Here is a 16,834-nt window from a genome sequence, read left to right as displayed (position 1 = left end):
GCCCGCCGGCCCCCCCCCCCCCCCCCCGCCCGGGCGCGCGCGGGGGGGGGGGGCCCCCCCCCCCCCGGCGCCCGGCGGTGGGGCGTCCCGGCTCCGGTGTGCGGCGCCGGGACACCGGCCGCAAGGAGACCGGCCCCCGGGACACCGGCCGCAGGGTCGCCGCACTGTCAAGGGCACAACCGGAGCGGCGCGTTCGGCAGTAGCCTCTAACAGCTCGTCAACAATGGCCTTAGCAGCATGAATTGGAGATGACGGTGGCCGAAGGACTGCCCGCTGCGGGGGACGGTGGCGGGGACGGCGGGCCGGGGGCCCGGCTGCACGAGCGCGAGGCCGAGCTGCGGTCCGCCGGGCAGGCGATCGGGGCGCTCGCCCGGCCCGGGGACGGGAGCGGCAACTGCGGGCCCGGCGGGAGCGCTTCGGGGGAGGTGCTGCTGTACACCGGCGCGGCCGGACTGGGCAAGACCGCGGTGCTGACCGAGGTCCGGCGCGAGGCGGCGGGCGCGGGCTGCACCGTGCTGTTCGCCCGGGGCGGGGAGCAGCGGCGCCACGAGCCGTTCCACGTGGTGCGCCAGCTGGTGCAGCCGGTGCTGGCGGGCCTGTCCGACGGGGAGCGGGCGCGGGTGCTGGGGCCGTGGGAGGACATCGTGGGCCCGGCGGTGGGGCTGTTGCGGCCCGGCGGGCAGCTCGACCCGCAGGGGGTGCGCGACGGGCTGGACTTCGTGCTCACCCGGCTCGTCCAGCTGCGCCCGCCGGTGGCGGTGATCGTCGACGACCTGCACTGGGCGGACCCGGAGTCGCTGGGCTGGCTGGCGGGTGTGGCGGTGCGCGCCCGTGAGCTGCCCGCGCTGCTGGTCCTGGCCTGCCGTGACGAGTTCCCCGACGGTGTCCTCGCCCTGGAGCGCGCGCTGGCCGCCGCGGCCGACCGGTGCCACCGGCTGCGGCCGCTGCGGCCCGCCTCGGTCGCGCACCTGGTGCGCGAGGCCCTGGGCGACGGGGCGGAGGACGCCTTCTGCCGTGACGTCTGGTCGGTCACCGCCGGGAACCCGTACGAGACCACCGCCCTGCTGCGCGAGGTCCTCGACCAGCAGCTCGACCCGGTCGGCGAGAACAGCGCGCAGCTGCGCGAACTCGCCGCCAACGCCCGGGGGATGACCTTGCGGCACTGGCTGGACAAGCTCGGCCCCACCACGCTGCGCTTCGCCTGGGCGGCGTCGATGCTCGGCACCGACATCCGCCCGGAGCTCGCCGCCGCGATCTGCGCCCAGAGCCCGGACACCGCCGCCGGATCGGTGCGGGAGCTGCGCCGGCACCGGGTGCTGACCGGCACGCCGGGCGGGCGGCTGGAGTTCGTCCATCCGCTGGTGGCGACCTCGCTCTACCAGTCCATGCCGCCGGCCACCCGCACCGGGATGCACGGGGTGGCCGCCGTCGAGGTGGAGAACGCGGGCCTCGGCCTGCTGGCGGCCTCCCGGCACCTGCTGGAGCTGCTGCCCGAGGGCGACGGCGCCATCGTGGCCAAGCTGCGCCGCGCGGCCCGCGAGCACCTGGCCATCGGCGCGCCGGAGGCCGCCCAGCGCTGTCTGCGCCGGGCCATCAGCGAGCCGCCCGCCGACGAGGACCGGGCCACGGTGCTCTACGAGCTCGGCTGCTCGGCCCTGCTCACCGATCCGGCGACCACCGTCAACCAGCTGGGCCTGGCGCTCGCCGAGCCGGACGGGCTGGACCCCGGGACGCGGGTGGACGCGACGTTCCGCCTCGCCCAGGCCCTGGCCCACAGCAACCGGCTCGACGAGGCCGCCGCGGTGTGCGCGGAGGAGGCCGCGCGGACCTCGCCGGGGCCGGGGCGGCTGCGTCTGGAGGTCGCGCACTTCATGTTCGCCGTGTTCCAGTCCGTGGACGAGGACGGGCCGGGGCGCTCCAAGCGGCTCGCGGAGTTCGCGCGGATGCTCGACACGGTCGGCCTGGCCTTCACCGACGCCGACGCCGACGTGGACACCGACAGCGATGCCGGCACCGACGAGCGGTCGCTGTTCGAACAGGACGGCCTGGCCCACGCGGTGGCCGTGCTGCGCTGCTGGGACCTGACGCTGCGCGGCGCCGACCGGGAGCGGGCGCTGGCCCTGGCCGAGTCCGCGCTGCCGCACGGCCGCCTGCCCTCCAGCCTGGGCTGGACCAACACCACCTGGGGCTTCGAACTGCCCGGCATCCTCGGCATCAGCTACCTGTACGCCGACCGCGTCGACCGGGCCGAGGAGCTGTTCACCGAGGCGGTGCGCGCCTACGAGGTCGCCGGGTGGAGCGGCGGCCACCTCGGCTTCGCCCACCTGCTGACCGGCATGCTCCGCTTCCGCTGCGGCGCCCTCGCCGAGGCGGAGGACCACCTGCGCCGGGCGCTGCGCATCGCCGGGCGGATCGGCCCGGGGATCCCGCTGCACTGGGACGCGGTCGGGGCGCTGGCCGAGACGCTGGCCGCGCGCGGGCGGCTGGCCGAGGCCCTGGAGCTCGCGCACGAGCACGGCTTCGGCCCGCCGTACCCGAGTGTGATGGTCCTGCCCGACGCGCCGACGCTGTACGGCCGGCTGCTGCTGGCCCGGGGCGACGCGCCGGGGGCGGCACAGGCGCTGGCTGCCGCCGGCGCGGCCCTGGACGCGCGCGGGTGGCGCAACACGGTGTGGGCGCCGTGGCTCGCCCACCTGGCCCGCGCGGTGGCGGGCGACGAACCGGAGCGGGCCCGCGCGCTGGCCGGGGAGGCGGTGCGCCGGGCCAGGGAGTCGGGCACGGACTCGGCGATCGGCAGCGCGCTGCGGCTCGGCGCCTCGGTGCACGAACGGGCGGACGCCGCCGAGCTGCTGGCGCAGGCCGTGCGGCACCTGGAGCGCTCCCCCGCCCGCTACGAGCACGCGGTGGCGCTGGTCGACCTGGGCGAGACGCTGGGCACCGGGTCGGGCGCGCGCGACGCGCTCGCGCGCGGGCTGGAGCTGGCCACCCGCTGCGGCGCCGACGGCCTGGCCGACCGGGCGCGGGCGCTGCTGGGCTGATTCACAGGGGCAGTTCGACCGTCAGGGGCCGGTGGTCGGACACCTCGCTGCGGGAGGCGTGGCCGTACGGGGTGCCGGCCACGCCGCTGGTCAGGATGTGGTCGAACTGCACCAGCGGGCGGTGCGAGGGGTAGGTCCGCGCGCGGACGGCGTCGCGCCAGGCACCGTTCCGTCCAGCGGAGTCGCGCGGTGCGGCGAGCAGTTCGGCGGCGCTCAGGACGGTGCGCGGGATGGCGCCGACCAGGTTGAGGTCGCCGAGCAGGACGTGCGGGCGCGGCAGACCGGCGATCCAGCGGCGCAGGAACAGCAGCTGGCGCACGTTCTGCCCGGGGACGGTCGACAGGTGCGCGGCCACCACCGTGAACGGCCCCCGCCGTCCCTCGACGACCGCCGCCAGCGCGGCGCGCGGCCGGTCGCGGGACCAGACGAGGCCCTGCTTGCCGGGTATGCGCAGCGGCACCGCGACCGGGGCCGGCGCGAGGCGGGCGGCCCGCCACACGCGCACCGGCAGGCGCGACAGCAGTGCTACGCCGTGCGAGGGGCTGCCGTTGTCCGGGCCCGCGTCGTCGGGCCCGTACACGCGCAGCCCGGGGCGGGACGGGTCGAGGAGCCAGCCCCGCCCGAGGACGGCGTGGCCGTGGAGCGCGGAGGCGTAGCGCCAGTGAGCGGCCGCCACCGCGCGGGCGACCGCGCCGGCCTGGTCGACGCCGCCGGAGCGCTCCTGAAGCCGGTCGACCTCCTGCAGCGCCACGACGTCGGCGTCCAGCGCAGCGACGGCCTCGCACAGCGGCCGCTCGGGAGCGGGCATGTCCCGCATGGACGCCGGGCGGCCGTCCGCCCCGACCGGCCTGCCGTGCAGCACGTTGAACGTCGCGAGGCACACCCGCTGGGTCATCGTCATGCCCCGGATGCTACCCGGACGCCGCGTCAGCCCTGCGCCTGCCCGGGGACGGTGAGGGGCCCGACGCCGGCCATGACCCAGGACGGGAAGTGGGCGAGGGGGATCGCGGCCGAGGCGGGGGCGTCCGGGCGCACCGATCCGGCCGGGAAGAACGCCACCCAGCAGCGCCGGCACAGCCAGCCGGCCTGCCACACCCGCATGTGGCGCTGCCACAGCGCCTGCCGCTCCGGCAGGCCCTGTTCGGCGGCCCGGGTGCGCTTGTCGCGGCTCTTGGTGTGCACGACGAGGCCGATGGCCGCCAGGATCCCGGGCAGGAGGAACACACCGACGCGGCGGCCCAGCTGGTAGGCGGTCGAGTACCCGTCCATGTTCTCGGTGGAATTCGCCAGGGAGACGAGGCCGAGCAGGCAGAGGGCCCCGGCGATGGAGAAGAGCACGATCGCGGCGGTGTGCATGCGGATGCGGACCGACCCCGGCTCGGGCGGCGGGGCCAGCAGCGCCCGCACTCCCCCGTCGAGGCGGACGTCCGCCAGGGCTTGCGGCACGGGGACGCACTCGTCCGGTGCGGCACACTGGGGGCAGGCCACGGCCATGGGTCAATTCCTCCTACGAGTCGATGAGTTGTGCGCATGCTTCGCCGGCCGGGTGCTCATGGTTCCCCCCATGGAGCGCTTCGGGGCCGAACGGCCGCGCGCATGCGGACGCTATCAGCGCCCTTGCGCGCGCTCAACGTCGATTGACCAGGGGTGACACGGCCGGGGGGGCAGCAAGCGCGGAGGATGGCCGAGAACCGGGCCCTGTCCGGCGGGTTGGTCCCGTAGCGTTTGCCCCTCGTGGTGTGGACTTGGGGAGGGTTTCGTGAAGTCTCGGATGGCGAAGGTGCGTTGGGTGGGTGCTCTGGCCGCGGCGGGGGCGCTGGTGGTGGCCGGGGCCGGTAGCGCGGGGGCGGACGGGACGGACGACGGCTCCGGCGGGCCGGTGCGGGGTGTGCCGCGGACCGTCGAGCTGGGTACGTCGCCGGTCTCGGTGGCGGTCACTCCGGACGGGCGCAAGGCGTACGTCTCGGTCAAGGACGGCACGCACGGCGCCAGGCTGAAGGTGGTCGACACCCAGAGCGGGGCCGTCACCGCCACGGTGACGCTGACCACCGGGTTCGGGGCCGACGCCGGGCCGGTGACGCTCAGTCCGGACGGCTCGCGCGCCTACGTGCTGTTCGGGACGAGCCGCAAGGTGCCGCTGTCCGTGCTGGGCACCGTCGACACGGCCACCGACACCCTGGTCTCCAGCACGGACGCCCCCGACCAGCCGCGCCCCGACGGCACCAGCCCCGGGGGCCTCGGCTCGCTGGCGGTGAGCCCGGACGGGTCGCGGGTCTACGTCACCCAGGACGGACCCGCGGCCTTCCACCGTCCGCCCCAGGAGGGCGCCCGCGTCCTGGAGTTCTCGCCGCAGCAGCAGGCGTACACCGCCGCCGTGCCGGTGCCCGGCCACTACCTGGGGTCGGTCGTGGCACGGGCCTGCGGCGACGACGCGTACGTCGGCACCGACGAGGGCCTGGTCCACCTGGACACCGGCGCCGAGCCCCCGGCCGTGGCCGGGACCGTCGCCGCCACCGCCGGCACCGTCGTCGCGCTGGCCCTCTCCCCCGACGGCACCCGCCTGTACGGGGTGGGCGACACCGGCACGGGCTACACCGTCGACACCGCCACCGACACCGTCACCGCGACCACGAACATCGCCCCCGGCCAGCGGCTGGAGAACCCGTCGGTGAGCGCGGACGGCACCCGGCTCTACGCCATCGCCCAGCAGTCGGCGGTCCTCTCCGTCGACACCGCCGCCGGCGCCCCCGTCCCCGGCGAGGGCGTCGGCGGCCTCGCCTACGTGACGGGCCTGGCGGTCGGGCCCGACGCCCACACCTTCTACGTCGCCGGCAACGGCAGCCTGCGGATCATCGGGTACTGACCCGCGCCGCGCCACCACGCCACGTCACCGGGCTGCGGCCGCCTGCGCGCGCAGGAGCTTCTTGTCGGGCTTGCCCGCGTCGGTGAGCGGCAGCTCGGTCAGGAAGGTGACGTGGGCCGGCTCGTGCAGCGGGCCACGACGGGTGCGCACCAGGGCGCGCAGCTCCTGCGGGTCGGGGCGGCTGCCGGGCACGGGGACGACGACGGCGTGGACGCGTTCGATCCGGTTGGCGTCGGGGGCGCCGAAGACCGCGCTCTGGTGCACCCGGGGGTGGGAGTTGAGGATGTCCTCCACCTCGGAGGTGTAGACGTGGCCGGCGCCGGTGTTGATGAGGTCCTTCAGCCGGTCGACGATGTAGAGGTAGCCCTCGTCGTCCAGGTGGCCGACGTCGCCGCTGTGCAGCCAGCCGTCCCTGAGGGCGGCGGCGGTCAGGTCGGGCTGCTTCCAATAGCCCCGCATCAGGCTGTCGGAGGCGATGCACACCTCGCCGTGCCGGCCGGCCGGCAGGTCGCGGCCCTGCTCGTCGCGGATCGCGACCCGGTAGCCGGGGGCGATCCGGCCCACCGAGTGCAGCAGGTGCGGGCGGGCCGGGTCGTGGTCGCCGGTGTCCAGGACGCTGACGATGCCCGCCTCGTGCTGCCCGTACAGCTGGACGAGGACCGGGCCGAAGCGGCGCAGCGCGTCGGTCAGGCGGGCCGGTGAGGCCTGGCAGCCGCCGTAGGTGAGGCGGCGCAGGCTGGTGGTGTCGGTGTGCGCGGAGTCCGGGTGGTCCAGCAGTTGGTAGAGCAGCGGGGGCATCAGGAAGACGTCGGTGATGCGTTCGTGCTCGATGGCGGCGAGGACGGCGGCCGGCTCGAAGCCGTCGAGGAGCACCGCGCTGCCGCCGGCCCGCAGCACCTTGTCGGTCAGCTGGCCGGCGGCGTGGGCGATGGTGGTGCACACCAGCAGGCGCGGCGGGCCGGCCGGGTCGTCGGCGGGCAGGTCGGGGCCGAAGCGGCGGACCTGTCCGTAGGTGACGCAGATGCCCTTGGAGTGGCCGGTGGTGCCGCCGGAGTGGCGGATGGTGCGCACGTCGTCGGGGCGGGCGCGGCTGGTGAACGGTTCGGCGCTCTCGGCGGCGGCGAGGGCCAGCAGGTCGGTGCTCCCGGTCGCGCTTTCGGCCGCGCTTTCGCCGGGGCGCTCGCCGGAGCCTTCGCCGAGGCCTTCGCCGGGGCCTTCGCCCAGGACGAGGACGGCCTCGACGGGGGTCCGCGCGGTGATCGCGGCGGCGCGCTCGGCGTGTTCGGGGTCGACGATCAGCGTGTGGGTCTCGACGTCGCGGACCATGGCGGCCTGGGTGTCGGCCGGCAGCCGGGTGTAGAGCTGGTCGGTGCGGCAGCCGACCAGGTTGGCGGCGTAGCGCGCGGCGATCGCCTCGGGCCGGTTACCGGTCAGCAGGGTGACGGTGTGGTGGCGGTCGACGCCGCGGGCGCGCAGGGCGCGGGCGAGCCGGTGGGTGAGGTCGCGCAGCTGCCCGGCGGTGGTGACGCGTCCGTGGTGGAGCAGGACCGGGCGGGCGGGGTCGGTGGCCAACTCGTCGAGGATGTCGACGACTTCGGTGCGGAAGGGCGGGGTGGTCGGCATGTGTTCTGCGCCTCGGGTCAGTGGTGGGCGAGGGGGCGCGCGTCGACGGTGTGGTGCTCGTCGGTGAGCAGGGAGTGGGCGAGCACGCTGTAGAGCGTGTCGTTGGGTCCGTCGGCGATGCGCAGCCCGCGGATGTCGCGCAGGCGCTTCTCCTGGGGGGTCTGCTTGGTGTAGCCCTCGCTGCCGTGCAGTTGGAGGGCGAGGTCGACGGCTCGGTAGGCGGTGTCGGTGGCCAGGGCCTTGGCGGCGGAGCAGGCGGCGACGTCGGTCTCGCCCTGGTCGATGCGCTCCAGCAGGGCGAAGCACCACGCGGTGGCGGCCTCGACCTGGGCGGCGGCGGTGCCCAGGCGGGCGGCGACGGAGGGGATCGCGGCGAGCGGCATCCGGGCGACGGTGCGGGCGCGGGTGCGGGCCGCGGACTCCTGGATCGCGGCGGCGGCCGCGCCCAGGCAGACCAGGGACATCATCAGGCGCCAGGCGGAGAAGTGCGCGTCGAAGATCCGGCGGCCGTCGCCGGGGGCGCCGAGCAGGCGGTCCTTGTCCAGGCGGACGTCGACGAAGTGCAGGTGGCCGAAGCTCCAGCCGCGCATGCCCATCGGGTCGGTGGTGTCGGTGAGCACCCCGGCGGCGTCCATCGGGACCCACACGGCGGACAGCGGCACGTCGCGCAGGTCGGTGCTCTCCAGGTCGGCGCGGTCGACGAGTTTGGCGAAGACGACGAAGCCGTACGCCTCCTCGACCCGGCTGATCAGGCCCTTGGAGCCGGAGAGCGTGTAGTGGTCGCCGTGGTCGACCAGGACGGTCCGGAAGCCCCGCAGGTCCGAGCCCGAGTGCGGCTCGCTGGAGGCGATGCCGGCCAGCTTGCCCGCGCCGACGACCTGTTCGCGGGTGTCGCGCACGAGCGCGGGCGAGCCGTGGCGCAGCGGCATCGCGGCGTGGCCGGTGCTGAAGATCTCGCGGGCGTCGCAGTCGCGCTGCCCGGCGAGGAACATGGCCATGCCCTGGGCCACGCGTCCGGTCGCGCCGCCCGGTTCGTGCGGGGCTTCGATGTCGATGCCGGTGAGTCCGGCGGCGGCAGCCTTGGCACGCAGGGCGAGCCAGTCGGGGCGGGGGTCGCCCTCGCGGACGGGTGCGGGCAGGTGGGTGTCCAGGAAGGCGGTCAACCTGGCTTCGAGTTCGAGGAGTTCGGGGTGACGGAGCAGGAGCGGGCTGATGCCGGTGACGGGCATGGGTGGGCTTCGTCCTTGCGGAGTGGGTCGGCTGGAGGTCTTCGGAGGCTGAGCGGTCAGAGGCTGAGCGCGGCGGGCGGCTGGGTGCGCACGGCGTCGTTGAGCTTGGCCTTGTCGTGGCGCTCGCCCTTCTTCAGGTGCTTGATCACCAGCAGGCAGGGCAGTCCGAAGGTGCCGCCGGCGAACTCGCGCGGGCGGCTGCCCGGGACGGCGACCGTCCACGGCGGCACCTCGCCGCGGCTCAGCTCCTCGCCGGTGGCGGCGTCGATGACGGGGATCGTGTCGGTCAGCAGGGCACCGGCGCCCAGCAGCGCGCCCTCGCCGACCCGGGCGCCGCTGTAGACCATCGAGCGGGCGCCGATGAAGGCGTCGTCCTCGATCACCACGGGCTTGGCCATCGGGGGTTCGATCATGCCGCCGAGCCCGACGCCCCCGGACAGGTGGACGTTGCGGCCGATCTGGGCGCAGGAGCCGATGCCGACCCAGGAGTCGACCAGGGTGCCCTCGCCGACGTAGGAGCCGATGCCGATGTGGCTGGGCATCACCACCACGCCGGGCTCCTGGAAGCTGCCGCGCCGGATCACCGCGCCCGGCGACACCTGGACCCCGTCGATCGTGCTCTTCAGCGGGATCTTGTCGGCGCAGTGGAACGGGCCGAACTGCGAGGGCTGCGGCGAGGCCTGCTTGTAGAGCAGCAGGATCGCGTTCTTCAGCCACTCGTGCACGACGAACTCGCCGCCCACCGGCTCGGCCACGCGCGCGCGGCCGGTGTCGAGCAGGCCGATCGCGGCGTCGACGGCCGCCACCGCCTCGGCGGACTGCAGCGACACCTCGTCGCGGCGCAGCCACAGCTCTTCGAGTTCGCTCTGCAGGCTCGTCACATCGATGCCGCGATTGCCCATTGCCATTCCCCGCTCAACAGATCGTCCAGGTTTTCCAGGTCGGGAGCCGGCCCGCACGAGATTCCCCCGGGTGCGGTCTCCGGCTGCGCCGCGCGGCGCCGGGTCACTCCCCCGGGGCGTCCGCGCGCGACAACGGCACGCCGAGTTACCTTCCGGTAACGGCGTGCCGAAGTCACCCTGACATACCTGCGATTCGTAGATCAAATCGTGCATGTAGGCATAGATGTTAAGGTTGAAAAGTAAATTTTTGCCCTGATCATAGGGCTGCTTGGGGGTGGGTGGACCGGGCTCAGGCCGGGGGCAGCCGGCTCGGCAGGGCCCCCCGCCCCGGCAGGGCCGGGCGTCCCGTCAGGCGCAGGGTGTCGGCCTCCAGGTACCGGCGGGAGTTGCAGCCCCACTCCAGGTTGCCGCGCATCCACGCCTTCAGTCCGTCGGTGAACGTGCCGACGGCGGCCCGGTCGGCCTCGCCCAGCCCGTGCCAGCTGCCGCACAGCGCGGTGAGCGACTCCTCGGCGCGCAGGAAGACCGCGACGTCCCGGGCGACCTTGCGGTACACGTGGTCGATCGCGTCCTGCATCCCGCAGCCCAGCTCGCGGCCCACCGCCAGCACGCCGTTGGTGACCTCCCCGACGGCGAGCTCCTTGCGCAGCGACAGGACGTCGTTCACCCAGACGACCACGTCGGCCGCCTTGTTGACCATCGTGCGCAGCTGCTCGGACTCGTGGAGCAGCGCCGGGACCTCCTGGCCGGCCGCGTACTCCAGCAGGTCCAGGGAGGGGGTGATGCCGCCGGAGGCGCGGCGCAGCTGGGTGTAGCCGCTGAGGGCGGGGACGTGCCGGCGCTCGCGGTTGGCCGCCTCGTAGCGGAAGGCGTCGAGGAACTGGCCCATGTGGCCGATGAACCGCAGCTGCCACTGGAGGCTCTGGCGGCCGGCCAGGCGGCGCCACACCTCGGCGAGTTCGGCGGCGAGCGGGGGCATGCTGCGGGCGCGGGCGGTCCGCCGGTTTCCCCGCGCCGACGATCCGTCAGGGATCATCGGGAGGGTGGCGAGCATCCGCAGGGTGGTGCGGGTGTGGCCGGCGGCCCGTGCGGCCTTGGCGCACTCGCGGCCGTCGTAGAGGTCGTCGATGACGAAGGCCCAGGTGAACCAGCCGGCGAGGGGGGCGAGGCGCTCGGCGCGCAGGTGCGGGTAGCAGCGGGCGATGAGTTCGCCGAGGTGGGTGTCGGCGAGGCGCTGGCGGGCGCGCGGGCCGTCGACCAGGCCGTAGCGGTCGGCCCACGCCAGGATGAGGCGCTCCAGTTCCTGGCGGTGGGGGGACATGCGGGGCGGCAGGCGGTACAGGACGTGGCCGGGGTCGGGCAGGAGGCGCAGGTCGCGCGGGACGGGAAGGACGGGAGTCATGCCGTGTCGGTCTCCTTCGGACGGTCCGCTGCGGCCTGGTTCAGGAGTGTCTGGCGCTCAGGCGCAGGCGCAGCGGGGCCGGGTGGATCACGGTCCAGGGGCGGGGTTCGACCAGGTGCGGCAGGACGGGTCCGGGCCGCGGCCGCAGGTGCCAGCGGGAGGCGATGACGGCGAGGGCCAGGGTGATCTCGGTGAGGGCGTAGACGTCGCCGATGCACTTGCGGGCGCCGTAGCCGAAGGGGACGTAGGCCTGGCGCGGGAGTTCGGCGCGGCGTTCGGGCGACCAGCGGCCGGGGTCGAAGCGTTCGGGGTCGGGGTAGAGGTCGGGGCGGTGGTGGAGGAGGTACGGGGAGAGCAGGACGGGGGTGCCGGGGGTGAGGTGCTCGCCGGCGAGTTCGACGGGTGCGGTGACGGTGCGGCTGTAGAACCAGGCGCTCGGGTAGTAGCGCAGCGTCTCGGCCACCACGCGGTGGGCGAGGTCGAGGCGGGCGACGTCGGCGGGGGTGAGCGCGCGGGTGTCGGCGCGCACGGGCAGGACGGCGCGGGCCTCGCGGGCGACGGCGTCGGCCAACTCCTCGTCCCGGGACAGGAAGTGCAGGGCCCAGCCGAGTGCGGAGGCGGAGGTGCCGATGCCGCCGGTGAGCATGGTGACGACCTGGTCGCGCATCTCGCGGTCGGTCAGCCCCTCGCCGATCATGAGGGCCAGGAGGTCGTCCTGCGTGCCGTCGCCGGCGCTCCGGCGGGCGGCGACGGCGCCGTCGACCTCCCGGCTCACCGTGCGGCAGGCGTGGCGGAAGCGGCGGTTGCCCGGTGTCGGCAGCCGGTCGAGCAGGGTGAACGGGTAGCGCATCTGCCGGCCGATGCCTGCGTGGAAGTCCGGGTAGACGGCGGCGATGCGGGCCACCGCGGCGGAGGAGCCGTCCGCGGAGAACATCGTGCGGGTGATGATGCGGGCGATCAGCGGGTAGGTGTGCCGCTCGACGTCGATCACGGCGCCGTCCGACCAGCCGCCCGCGGTGGCGAGGGCCTCCTCCAGCATCACCCCCAGGTACCGCCCGAAGGCCTCCGCCCGGAAGGCGGGCTGGAGTTGACGGCGCTGGCGCCGGTGCACGTCGTGCGGCGTGGAGCCCAGCCCGTCCCCGAGGAAGGGCCGCAGCTTGTCGAAGAGCGGCCCGCCCTTGTCGAAGTGCCGGCTGTCGGTGAGCACGTGCTGGAACAGCTCCGGCGTGCACACCATCACCGCCCGCTGCGGCCCGAGCCGCAGCTCGACGAGGTCCCCGTGCGCGGGCAGCGAGCGCAGGAACGGCAGCGGATCACGGAACAGCGCCGGAACGTGCCCGAGCAACGGAACCGCCCCGGGAGCCCGCCCGGCACGGTGAACGGGCGCGGCGGTCACGGCAGGTGCAGTCATGTCTCCCCATTCGACGACGACCAGGACCCCGGCCGGCCGGGACGAGACCCCCAGCCGCCGGAAGGCAGTCAATCTGGCACCGCCCGAGGGGAGTTGAGAAGCCCGGACCGCCCCCGAATATCTGTACTAGGACGCTTTCCAGCCGGTGCGTCACACCCTGCCACCATTCGTCCGGCCGGGCACCGATGCACGGAAGAACGTGCGACGAAGATGGACCATCGCCAACAGCGGGAGCCGACGCTGGATGGAATGGCTTCAGGCGCTGCCGACGACCTTCGCCGACAGCGCCTGAAGCACAGACAACCGGATCCATGGACAGCCGGTCATCAGCTTCACGCCAGCCACATGGGATTAGTTGAGTTACGAAATCTCTACGTCGCCGCCAGCGCGAAGATCAAAATAACTCACCTTCCAGCCCCGACCGAGCTCTCCCGCCAACTGCCGGGAAAGCGCATAGCCGACCTCGTAAAACCTTTCCTCAGATTCCTTCGACGGAAACCCAGACGACGCCGGATCTTCACGACACAATGTGTCGTCAAATTCCGCCGACCAGGCCTCCAGACTTTCTATCAATTCTGACGTCAAGCCGAGCATCGGGTCGCCCGGAGATAGGTCGCCTGAATGTTCGCCAGTCAGCCACAGGGGATAGCAATCATAGTCCGCAAGTACACGTATCACACGCGGCTTGACCAAGCCATTCACAGCCCAGTTCCCCTCATATTTGCACCCACAATATATCCATTGCTCCCAACCGTTACCGCCACCTTTTGAATCCTCCCCTTATAGGGAAGCTCATAAATCGGTCGCCCTGCTCCGCGCTGGTATCCCACAATCTTACCCTCAGTGACAGCCTTTATCAAGAAATCAGGAATATCGGTCTCGGATATTCCAGCCCTCTCGAATTCTCCAGCGTGCTTCATGACGTGCGCTAGACCTGCACTGGTGCTTCCCGACTCCAAAAACACGACTTTGCCATCAGCGGTCCGCACTGTCGCGATCAGGTCATCACGATTGAACTTGACGCCATTCTTCGTCATTTCACTCACGTGTGTCGCGTCAATTTTAACCCCGGAGAATCTACTGAATCGCGAAGCCTGCTTGGCTACTTCCTCGACGTCCTTGGCCTTTTTGACGACCTGTGCGAGCTTGGCTACCTTGGCCTGAGGGATGACAGTCATGGCGACATCGGCGCAGGAGAGGATGATTTTATGCTTGCGACACTCCTCGTAGCTCTGCAGGCCCGTGAGAGCCTTGCCGAGTTCGATGATCTCCTTCACTTCACGCGTGTTTCCGATCACCACGAGATCGTCCAGCACGGGGTTTCCGAAGACGCCTCGCTTGTCGGGCGAGCAGGCGGACAGAGCGGGCAGCTTATGACAACCGATAATTCGGTTCCGGCGCTCGGCGAGGTTCCGTTCCTGGATTAGCGCATCGTATTCGGCCCTGAGCTGATCCTCGATCCGCTTGACCTCGGCTTGGATTTGGGCCTCGAATTCCTTGAGAACGGCTTGGCGTTCCTGATTCTCCTTGCTGGCGGTGATAGTCCAGGCCTCGTCAGCGGCCTGCCGCGCCGCACCAGCGTCCTTGCCGGCAGCGACTGCGGAACTGTAGGCATCTGCGGCGGCTTCGCGGGCCGATTCGGCAGACCAGCGGGCCTGGTTCGCCGAGACACGGGCACGGGCGGCAGAGGCGGTAGCCTGGCCGGCATCGCGGGTGGCAGCCTGGAAGGCGTCACGCGCGGCGGCGGCGGACTTGGCCGCGCGGGTAGCAGAACCCTCCGCTTCCTGGGCGGACTTGCCCGCATCGGCGGCGAAAGCGGCGGCTTGGCTGGCGGATGCACGCGCCTGGTCACGGGCGGTATTGGCATCACCTGCGGCGCCGGCCGCCGTGGCAGCGGCTTCAGTGGCCTCCCAGGCGTTCTGTTGGGCCTTCGCGGCGGTCTGGGACGCCTCGGCAATCAGCCGTTGCATCTGGGCGGTGTGGGTGGCGGCGAGTTGGTCCTTACGGTCGGCCATGTGGCGACCAGTGGCCAGGAAGTCGTGGACCATCTCGGGCGTGCCTGCCAGCGCAATCTTCGCGGCGGCTTGTGTCTCGGGGCCACCGACGGCGATCTGCTGGTAGGCCTCGACACGTTCGTCGGTCCAGCGGGCACTATGCTGGCCGACCTGCAGAAACGCAGCCACGGCCTTGGGCGAGCCACTGCGCAGGGCCTTGTCAGCGGCTTCCTTGACGCTGGGGCCGCCAGTGGCGATCTGCTGGTATGCACGGACCCGGTCGTCGGTGACCATGGCCTCAAGGCGGCCAGTGGTATAGAAGGCCTTGATCTGCGTGGCGTCGCCCTTCAGCGCCGCGGCGGCGGCGGTGCGCACGGCCTCATCGGGGCTGTCCTCGGCGAGTTCCTGGACGCTCTGGCGCAGATCATCCTCTTCGGCCTTCTTCCGGCCGGTGCGCGCCCAGTCCACCACGGTCTGGTCGGGGCCGGCGAGGGCCATGCCAGCGGCTTCCTGGCTCCAGGGGCCGCCGCTCTTCACTATCTGGAGCGCTACCTTGCGACCCTTGGCGGCTACGACCTTGGGGTCGGCGTCGGGGCGGGCGGCCTCTTCCGTCAGGGCGGCGGCCTCCTGCTCCTGGGCCTGCCAGTCCTCGAGGACGGTACCGAGGCCAACAGTGACCTGGTCGTCGGCGCTCTTTATATCCCGGGCCACCTCGACGGCGGCGGCAGTGCGAGCCGCGAGGTCCTCAGCCTCGGTCCGACGGGCCAGCTCGTACACGCCAGCGGCGGTCTTGACCGTCTCGCTGGCCGTGTTCGCGGCCTTGCGCGCTTCCTCGGCCTGCCGGCCGGCTTCGGCGGCTGCACCGGCGGATTCGCCCGCATGCTGAGCGGCGTTGTCGGCGGCCGTGGCAGCGGCGTTGGCGTGGTTCGCAGCGGAACGGGCAGCGTCACGGGCCTGGTAAGCGGCCTGGGCCGACTGGCGGGCCAGGGCGGCGGAAGCGTTCGCAGCCCGGTCGGCTTCCTTTGCGTGGCGGCGGGCCTGTTCGGCCGCGCTCTGTGCCCGGGTGGAGGCAGCACCGGCCGCCTTGGCCAGACGACTCGCCTTCTCTGCGGACTCCGCGGCCGCATTGGCGTTACCGCTCGCGCCACGGGCCGCGTCCGACGCCTCGGCCGCAGCCTGCGAGGCGTCACCCGCATGCTCCGCGGCCTGCGCCGCGCGCTCGGCGTCTCTGGCGGCGTTGCGCGCTTCCTCCGCGCGCTGGCGAGCCTCAGAGGCCTTCCCCGCGTCAGAAGAAGCTGCGTTGGCTGCCTTGCGGGCACTGGCAGCCGCAAGCGCAGCCCCGCCGGCAGCGCTCGCGGCCTGGGCCGCGGCGCTGGCCGCGGTTCGCGAGGCCCGGTTCGCGGCGCCAGCGGCGGCGATTGCCTGCTGCGAGGCATCAGCAGCACCCTGGGCCGCGTCGGCGGCCTGCTGGGCGGCCTGCGCGGCGCGGGTCAAGTCCTGGCCCGCCTCCTCGGTCTCCTTGGCCGCAGTCTGTGCGGACTCCTTTGCCAGGCGGGAGGCGTCGACCGCGCGGGCGGAGGCCTCCTTGGCCGCGTCCTTGGCTGCCTGAGCCTGAACGCCAGCCTGCTCTGCCTGATCAGCCAGTTGCGAGATCGTGGCGCGTTCCTGGTCCCTGGCCCGGGCGACGAACTGGCCTACCTCCAAGAACTCGACGATGTCGGCGGGCGTACCGCGCAGAGCGACCTTGGCAGCCTCCTTCGTCGCTGGGCCCCCGACGGCGAGGACCTGCCAGACCCGGACGCGGTTGTCGGTCTTCTCGGCTTCGAACCGCCCCTTGTCCAGGAAGTTCTTCACGTCTTCGGGGGTGCCCTTGAGGGCGGCTGCGGCCTGTTCCTTGACGGTCTCCCCACCGACAGCAATCGCCTGGTAGGCCGCCACCCGCCGATCCTGCTCCAGCGGGGCCTTCCAGCCGTCCTTCAGAAAGACGCGCAGGTCGTCGGTGGAGCCCCTCAGCGCCTTGGTAGCGGCCTCGCGCACACCGGCTCCGCCGAGGGCGATCATCTGGTAAGCGGCGACGCGGTCGTCCTGGTTCTCCGCACCGGCACGTCCCGTCTCAAGGAAGCGTTGGACCTCCTCGTCGGAGCCGGCCAGCGCCGCCTCCGCGGCCTCCTTCAGTCCCGGCCCGCCCATTGTCCACAGGCCTAGGACACGGCCGCGATCCGTCACCGAAGGTAGATCCGAACCCAGACCGGGGTCCGCAGCGTATGCGGGCGTCGTGCCGAGCAGGCCGACCGCGAGCGTCACCGGCAACAGGAGCGCGCACGCCGCACGCAGTCCCGGTGTCCGGCCAAACATACGGCCAGTCCTTCCGG

Annotated in this window: 11 protein-coding genes; 2 read left to right on the top strand and 9 right to left on the bottom strand. The window is 72.9% G+C overall.

The window, feature by feature from the left end:
- Window positions 1-248: 248 nt before the first annotated feature.
- A complete protein-coding gene (locus ACFV4G_RS15395; RefSeq protein WP_380440368.1) occupies window positions 249-3,038 on the top strand; it encodes an ATP-binding protein in 2,790 nt (929 codons plus the stop codon).
- A 1-nt stretch (window position 3,039) separates the two neighbouring features.
- Here ACFV4G_RS15395 and ACFV4G_RS15390 read toward each other — a convergent pair whose 3' ends face one another.
- Window positions 3,040-3,939 (bottom strand): endonuclease/exonuclease/phosphatase family protein, encoded by a 900-nt coding sequence (locus ACFV4G_RS15390; protein WP_380440366.1) that lies wholly within the window; start codon window positions 3,937-3,939, stop codon window positions 3,040-3,042.
- 26 nt (window positions 3,940-3,965) lie between these two features.
- Window positions 3,966-4,532 carry a hypothetical protein gene (locus ACFV4G_RS15385; protein ID WP_380440364.1) on the bottom strand — a complete coding sequence of 189 codons (567 nt, stop codon included), beginning with the start codon at window positions 4,530-4,532 and terminating at the stop codon, window positions 3,966-3,968.
- Window positions 4,533-4,827: 295 nt separating this feature from the next.
- Here ACFV4G_RS15385 and ACFV4G_RS15380 point away from each other — a divergent pair, with 295 nt between their 5' ends.
- Window positions 4,828-5,901: a YncE family protein gene (locus ACFV4G_RS15380; RefSeq protein ID WP_380440362.1), complete on the top strand. Its 1,074-nt coding sequence runs from the start codon at window positions 4,828-4,830 to the stop codon at window positions 5,899-5,901.
- Window positions 5,902-5,925: 24 nt separating this feature from the next.
- Here the strand turns inward: ACFV4G_RS15380 and ACFV4G_RS15375 are convergent, their stop codons facing one another.
- From ACFV4G_RS15375 to ACFV4G_RS15345, 7 genes are all read right to left on the bottom strand, one after another.
- Window positions 5,926-7,524, bottom strand: a complete 1,599-nt coding sequence (locus tag ACFV4G_RS15375; RefSeq protein ID WP_380440360.1) for an AMP-binding protein — start codon at window positions 7,522-7,524, stop codon at window positions 5,926-5,928.
- Between the two features lie 17 nt (window positions 7,525-7,541).
- Window positions 7,542-8,753: an acyl-CoA dehydrogenase family protein gene (locus ACFV4G_RS15370; protein ID WP_380440358.1), complete on the bottom strand. Its 1,212-nt coding sequence runs from the start codon at window positions 8,751-8,753 to the stop codon at window positions 7,542-7,544.
- A 56-nt stretch (window positions 8,754-8,809) separates the two neighbouring features.
- Window positions 8,810-9,655: a 2,3,4,5-tetrahydropyridine-2,6-dicarboxylate N-succinyltransferase gene (locus ACFV4G_RS15365; protein WP_380440356.1), complete on the bottom strand. Its 846-nt coding sequence runs from the start codon at window positions 9,653-9,655 to the stop codon at window positions 8,810-8,812.
- Window positions 9,656-9,944: 289 nt separating this feature from the next.
- On the bottom strand, window positions 9,945-11,057 hold the full coding sequence (locus ACFV4G_RS15360; RefSeq protein ID WP_380440354.1) for a hypothetical protein: 1,113 nt from the start codon (window positions 11,055-11,057) through the stop codon (window positions 9,945-9,947).
- Window positions 11,058-11,097: 40 nt separating this feature from the next.
- Window positions 11,098-12,468 (bottom strand): cytochrome P450, encoded by a 1,371-nt coding sequence (locus ACFV4G_RS15355; RefSeq protein WP_380440352.1) that lies wholly within the window; start codon window positions 12,466-12,468, stop codon window positions 11,098-11,100.
- A 360-nt stretch (window positions 12,469-12,828) separates the two neighbouring features.
- Window positions 12,829-13,170, bottom strand: coding sequence for a hypothetical protein (locus tag ACFV4G_RS15350; protein WP_380440350.1), 342 nt, complete (start codon window positions 13,168-13,170; stop codon window positions 12,829-12,831).
- Window positions 13,167-16,766 (bottom strand): ALF repeat-containing protein, encoded by a 3,600-nt coding sequence (locus tag ACFV4G_RS15345; RefSeq protein ID WP_380440348.1) that lies wholly within the window; start codon window positions 16,764-16,766, stop codon window positions 13,167-13,169. The genes ACFV4G_RS15350 and ACFV4G_RS15345 overlap by 4 nt, the downstream gene beginning before the upstream one ends.
- Window positions 16,767-16,834 lie beyond the last annotated feature (68 nt).

It is taken from the genome of Kitasatospora sp. NPDC059747 (assembly GCF_042732955.1).
Taxonomy (GTDB): Bacteria; Actinomycetota; Actinomycetes; order Streptomycetales; family Streptomycetaceae; genus Kitasatospora.
Note: the sequence above shows the minus strand (reverse complement) of the source record. Positions and strands in the feature narration are given on the sequence as shown.

Bases quoted from the DNA above. Each gene is read 5' to 3' on its own strand.
- ACFV4G_RS15395 (WP_380440368.1), top strand. From the start codon at position 249: ATGACGGTGGCCGAAGGACTGCCCGCTGCGGGGGACGGTGGCGGGGAC.
- ACFV4G_RS15355 (WP_380440352.1), bottom strand. From the start codon at position 12,468: ATGACTGCACCTGCCGTGACCGCCGCGCCCGTTCACCGTGCCGGGCGG.
- ACFV4G_RS15370 (WP_380440358.1), bottom strand. From the start codon at position 8,753: ATGCCCGTCACCGGCATCAGCCCGCTCCTGCTCCGTCACCCCGAACTC.
- ACFV4G_RS15360 (WP_380440354.1), bottom strand. From the start codon at position 11,057: ATGACTCCCGTCCTTCCCGTCCCGCGCGACCTGCGCCTCCTGCCCGAC.
- ACFV4G_RS15375 (WP_380440360.1), bottom strand. From the start codon at position 7,524: ATGCCGACCACCCCGCCCTTCCGCACCGAAGTCGTCGACATCCTCGAC.
- ACFV4G_RS15390 (WP_380440366.1), bottom strand. From the start codon at position 3,939: ATGACGATGACCCAGCGGGTGTGCCTCGCGACGTTCAACGTGCTGCAC.
- ACFV4G_RS15385 (WP_380440364.1), bottom strand. From the start codon at position 4,532: ATGGCCGTGGCCTGCCCCCAGTGTGCCGCACCGGACGAGTGCGTCCCC.
- ACFV4G_RS15365 (WP_380440356.1), bottom strand. From the start codon at position 9,655: ATGGGCAATCGCGGCATCGATGTGACGAGCCTGCAGAGCGAACTCGAA.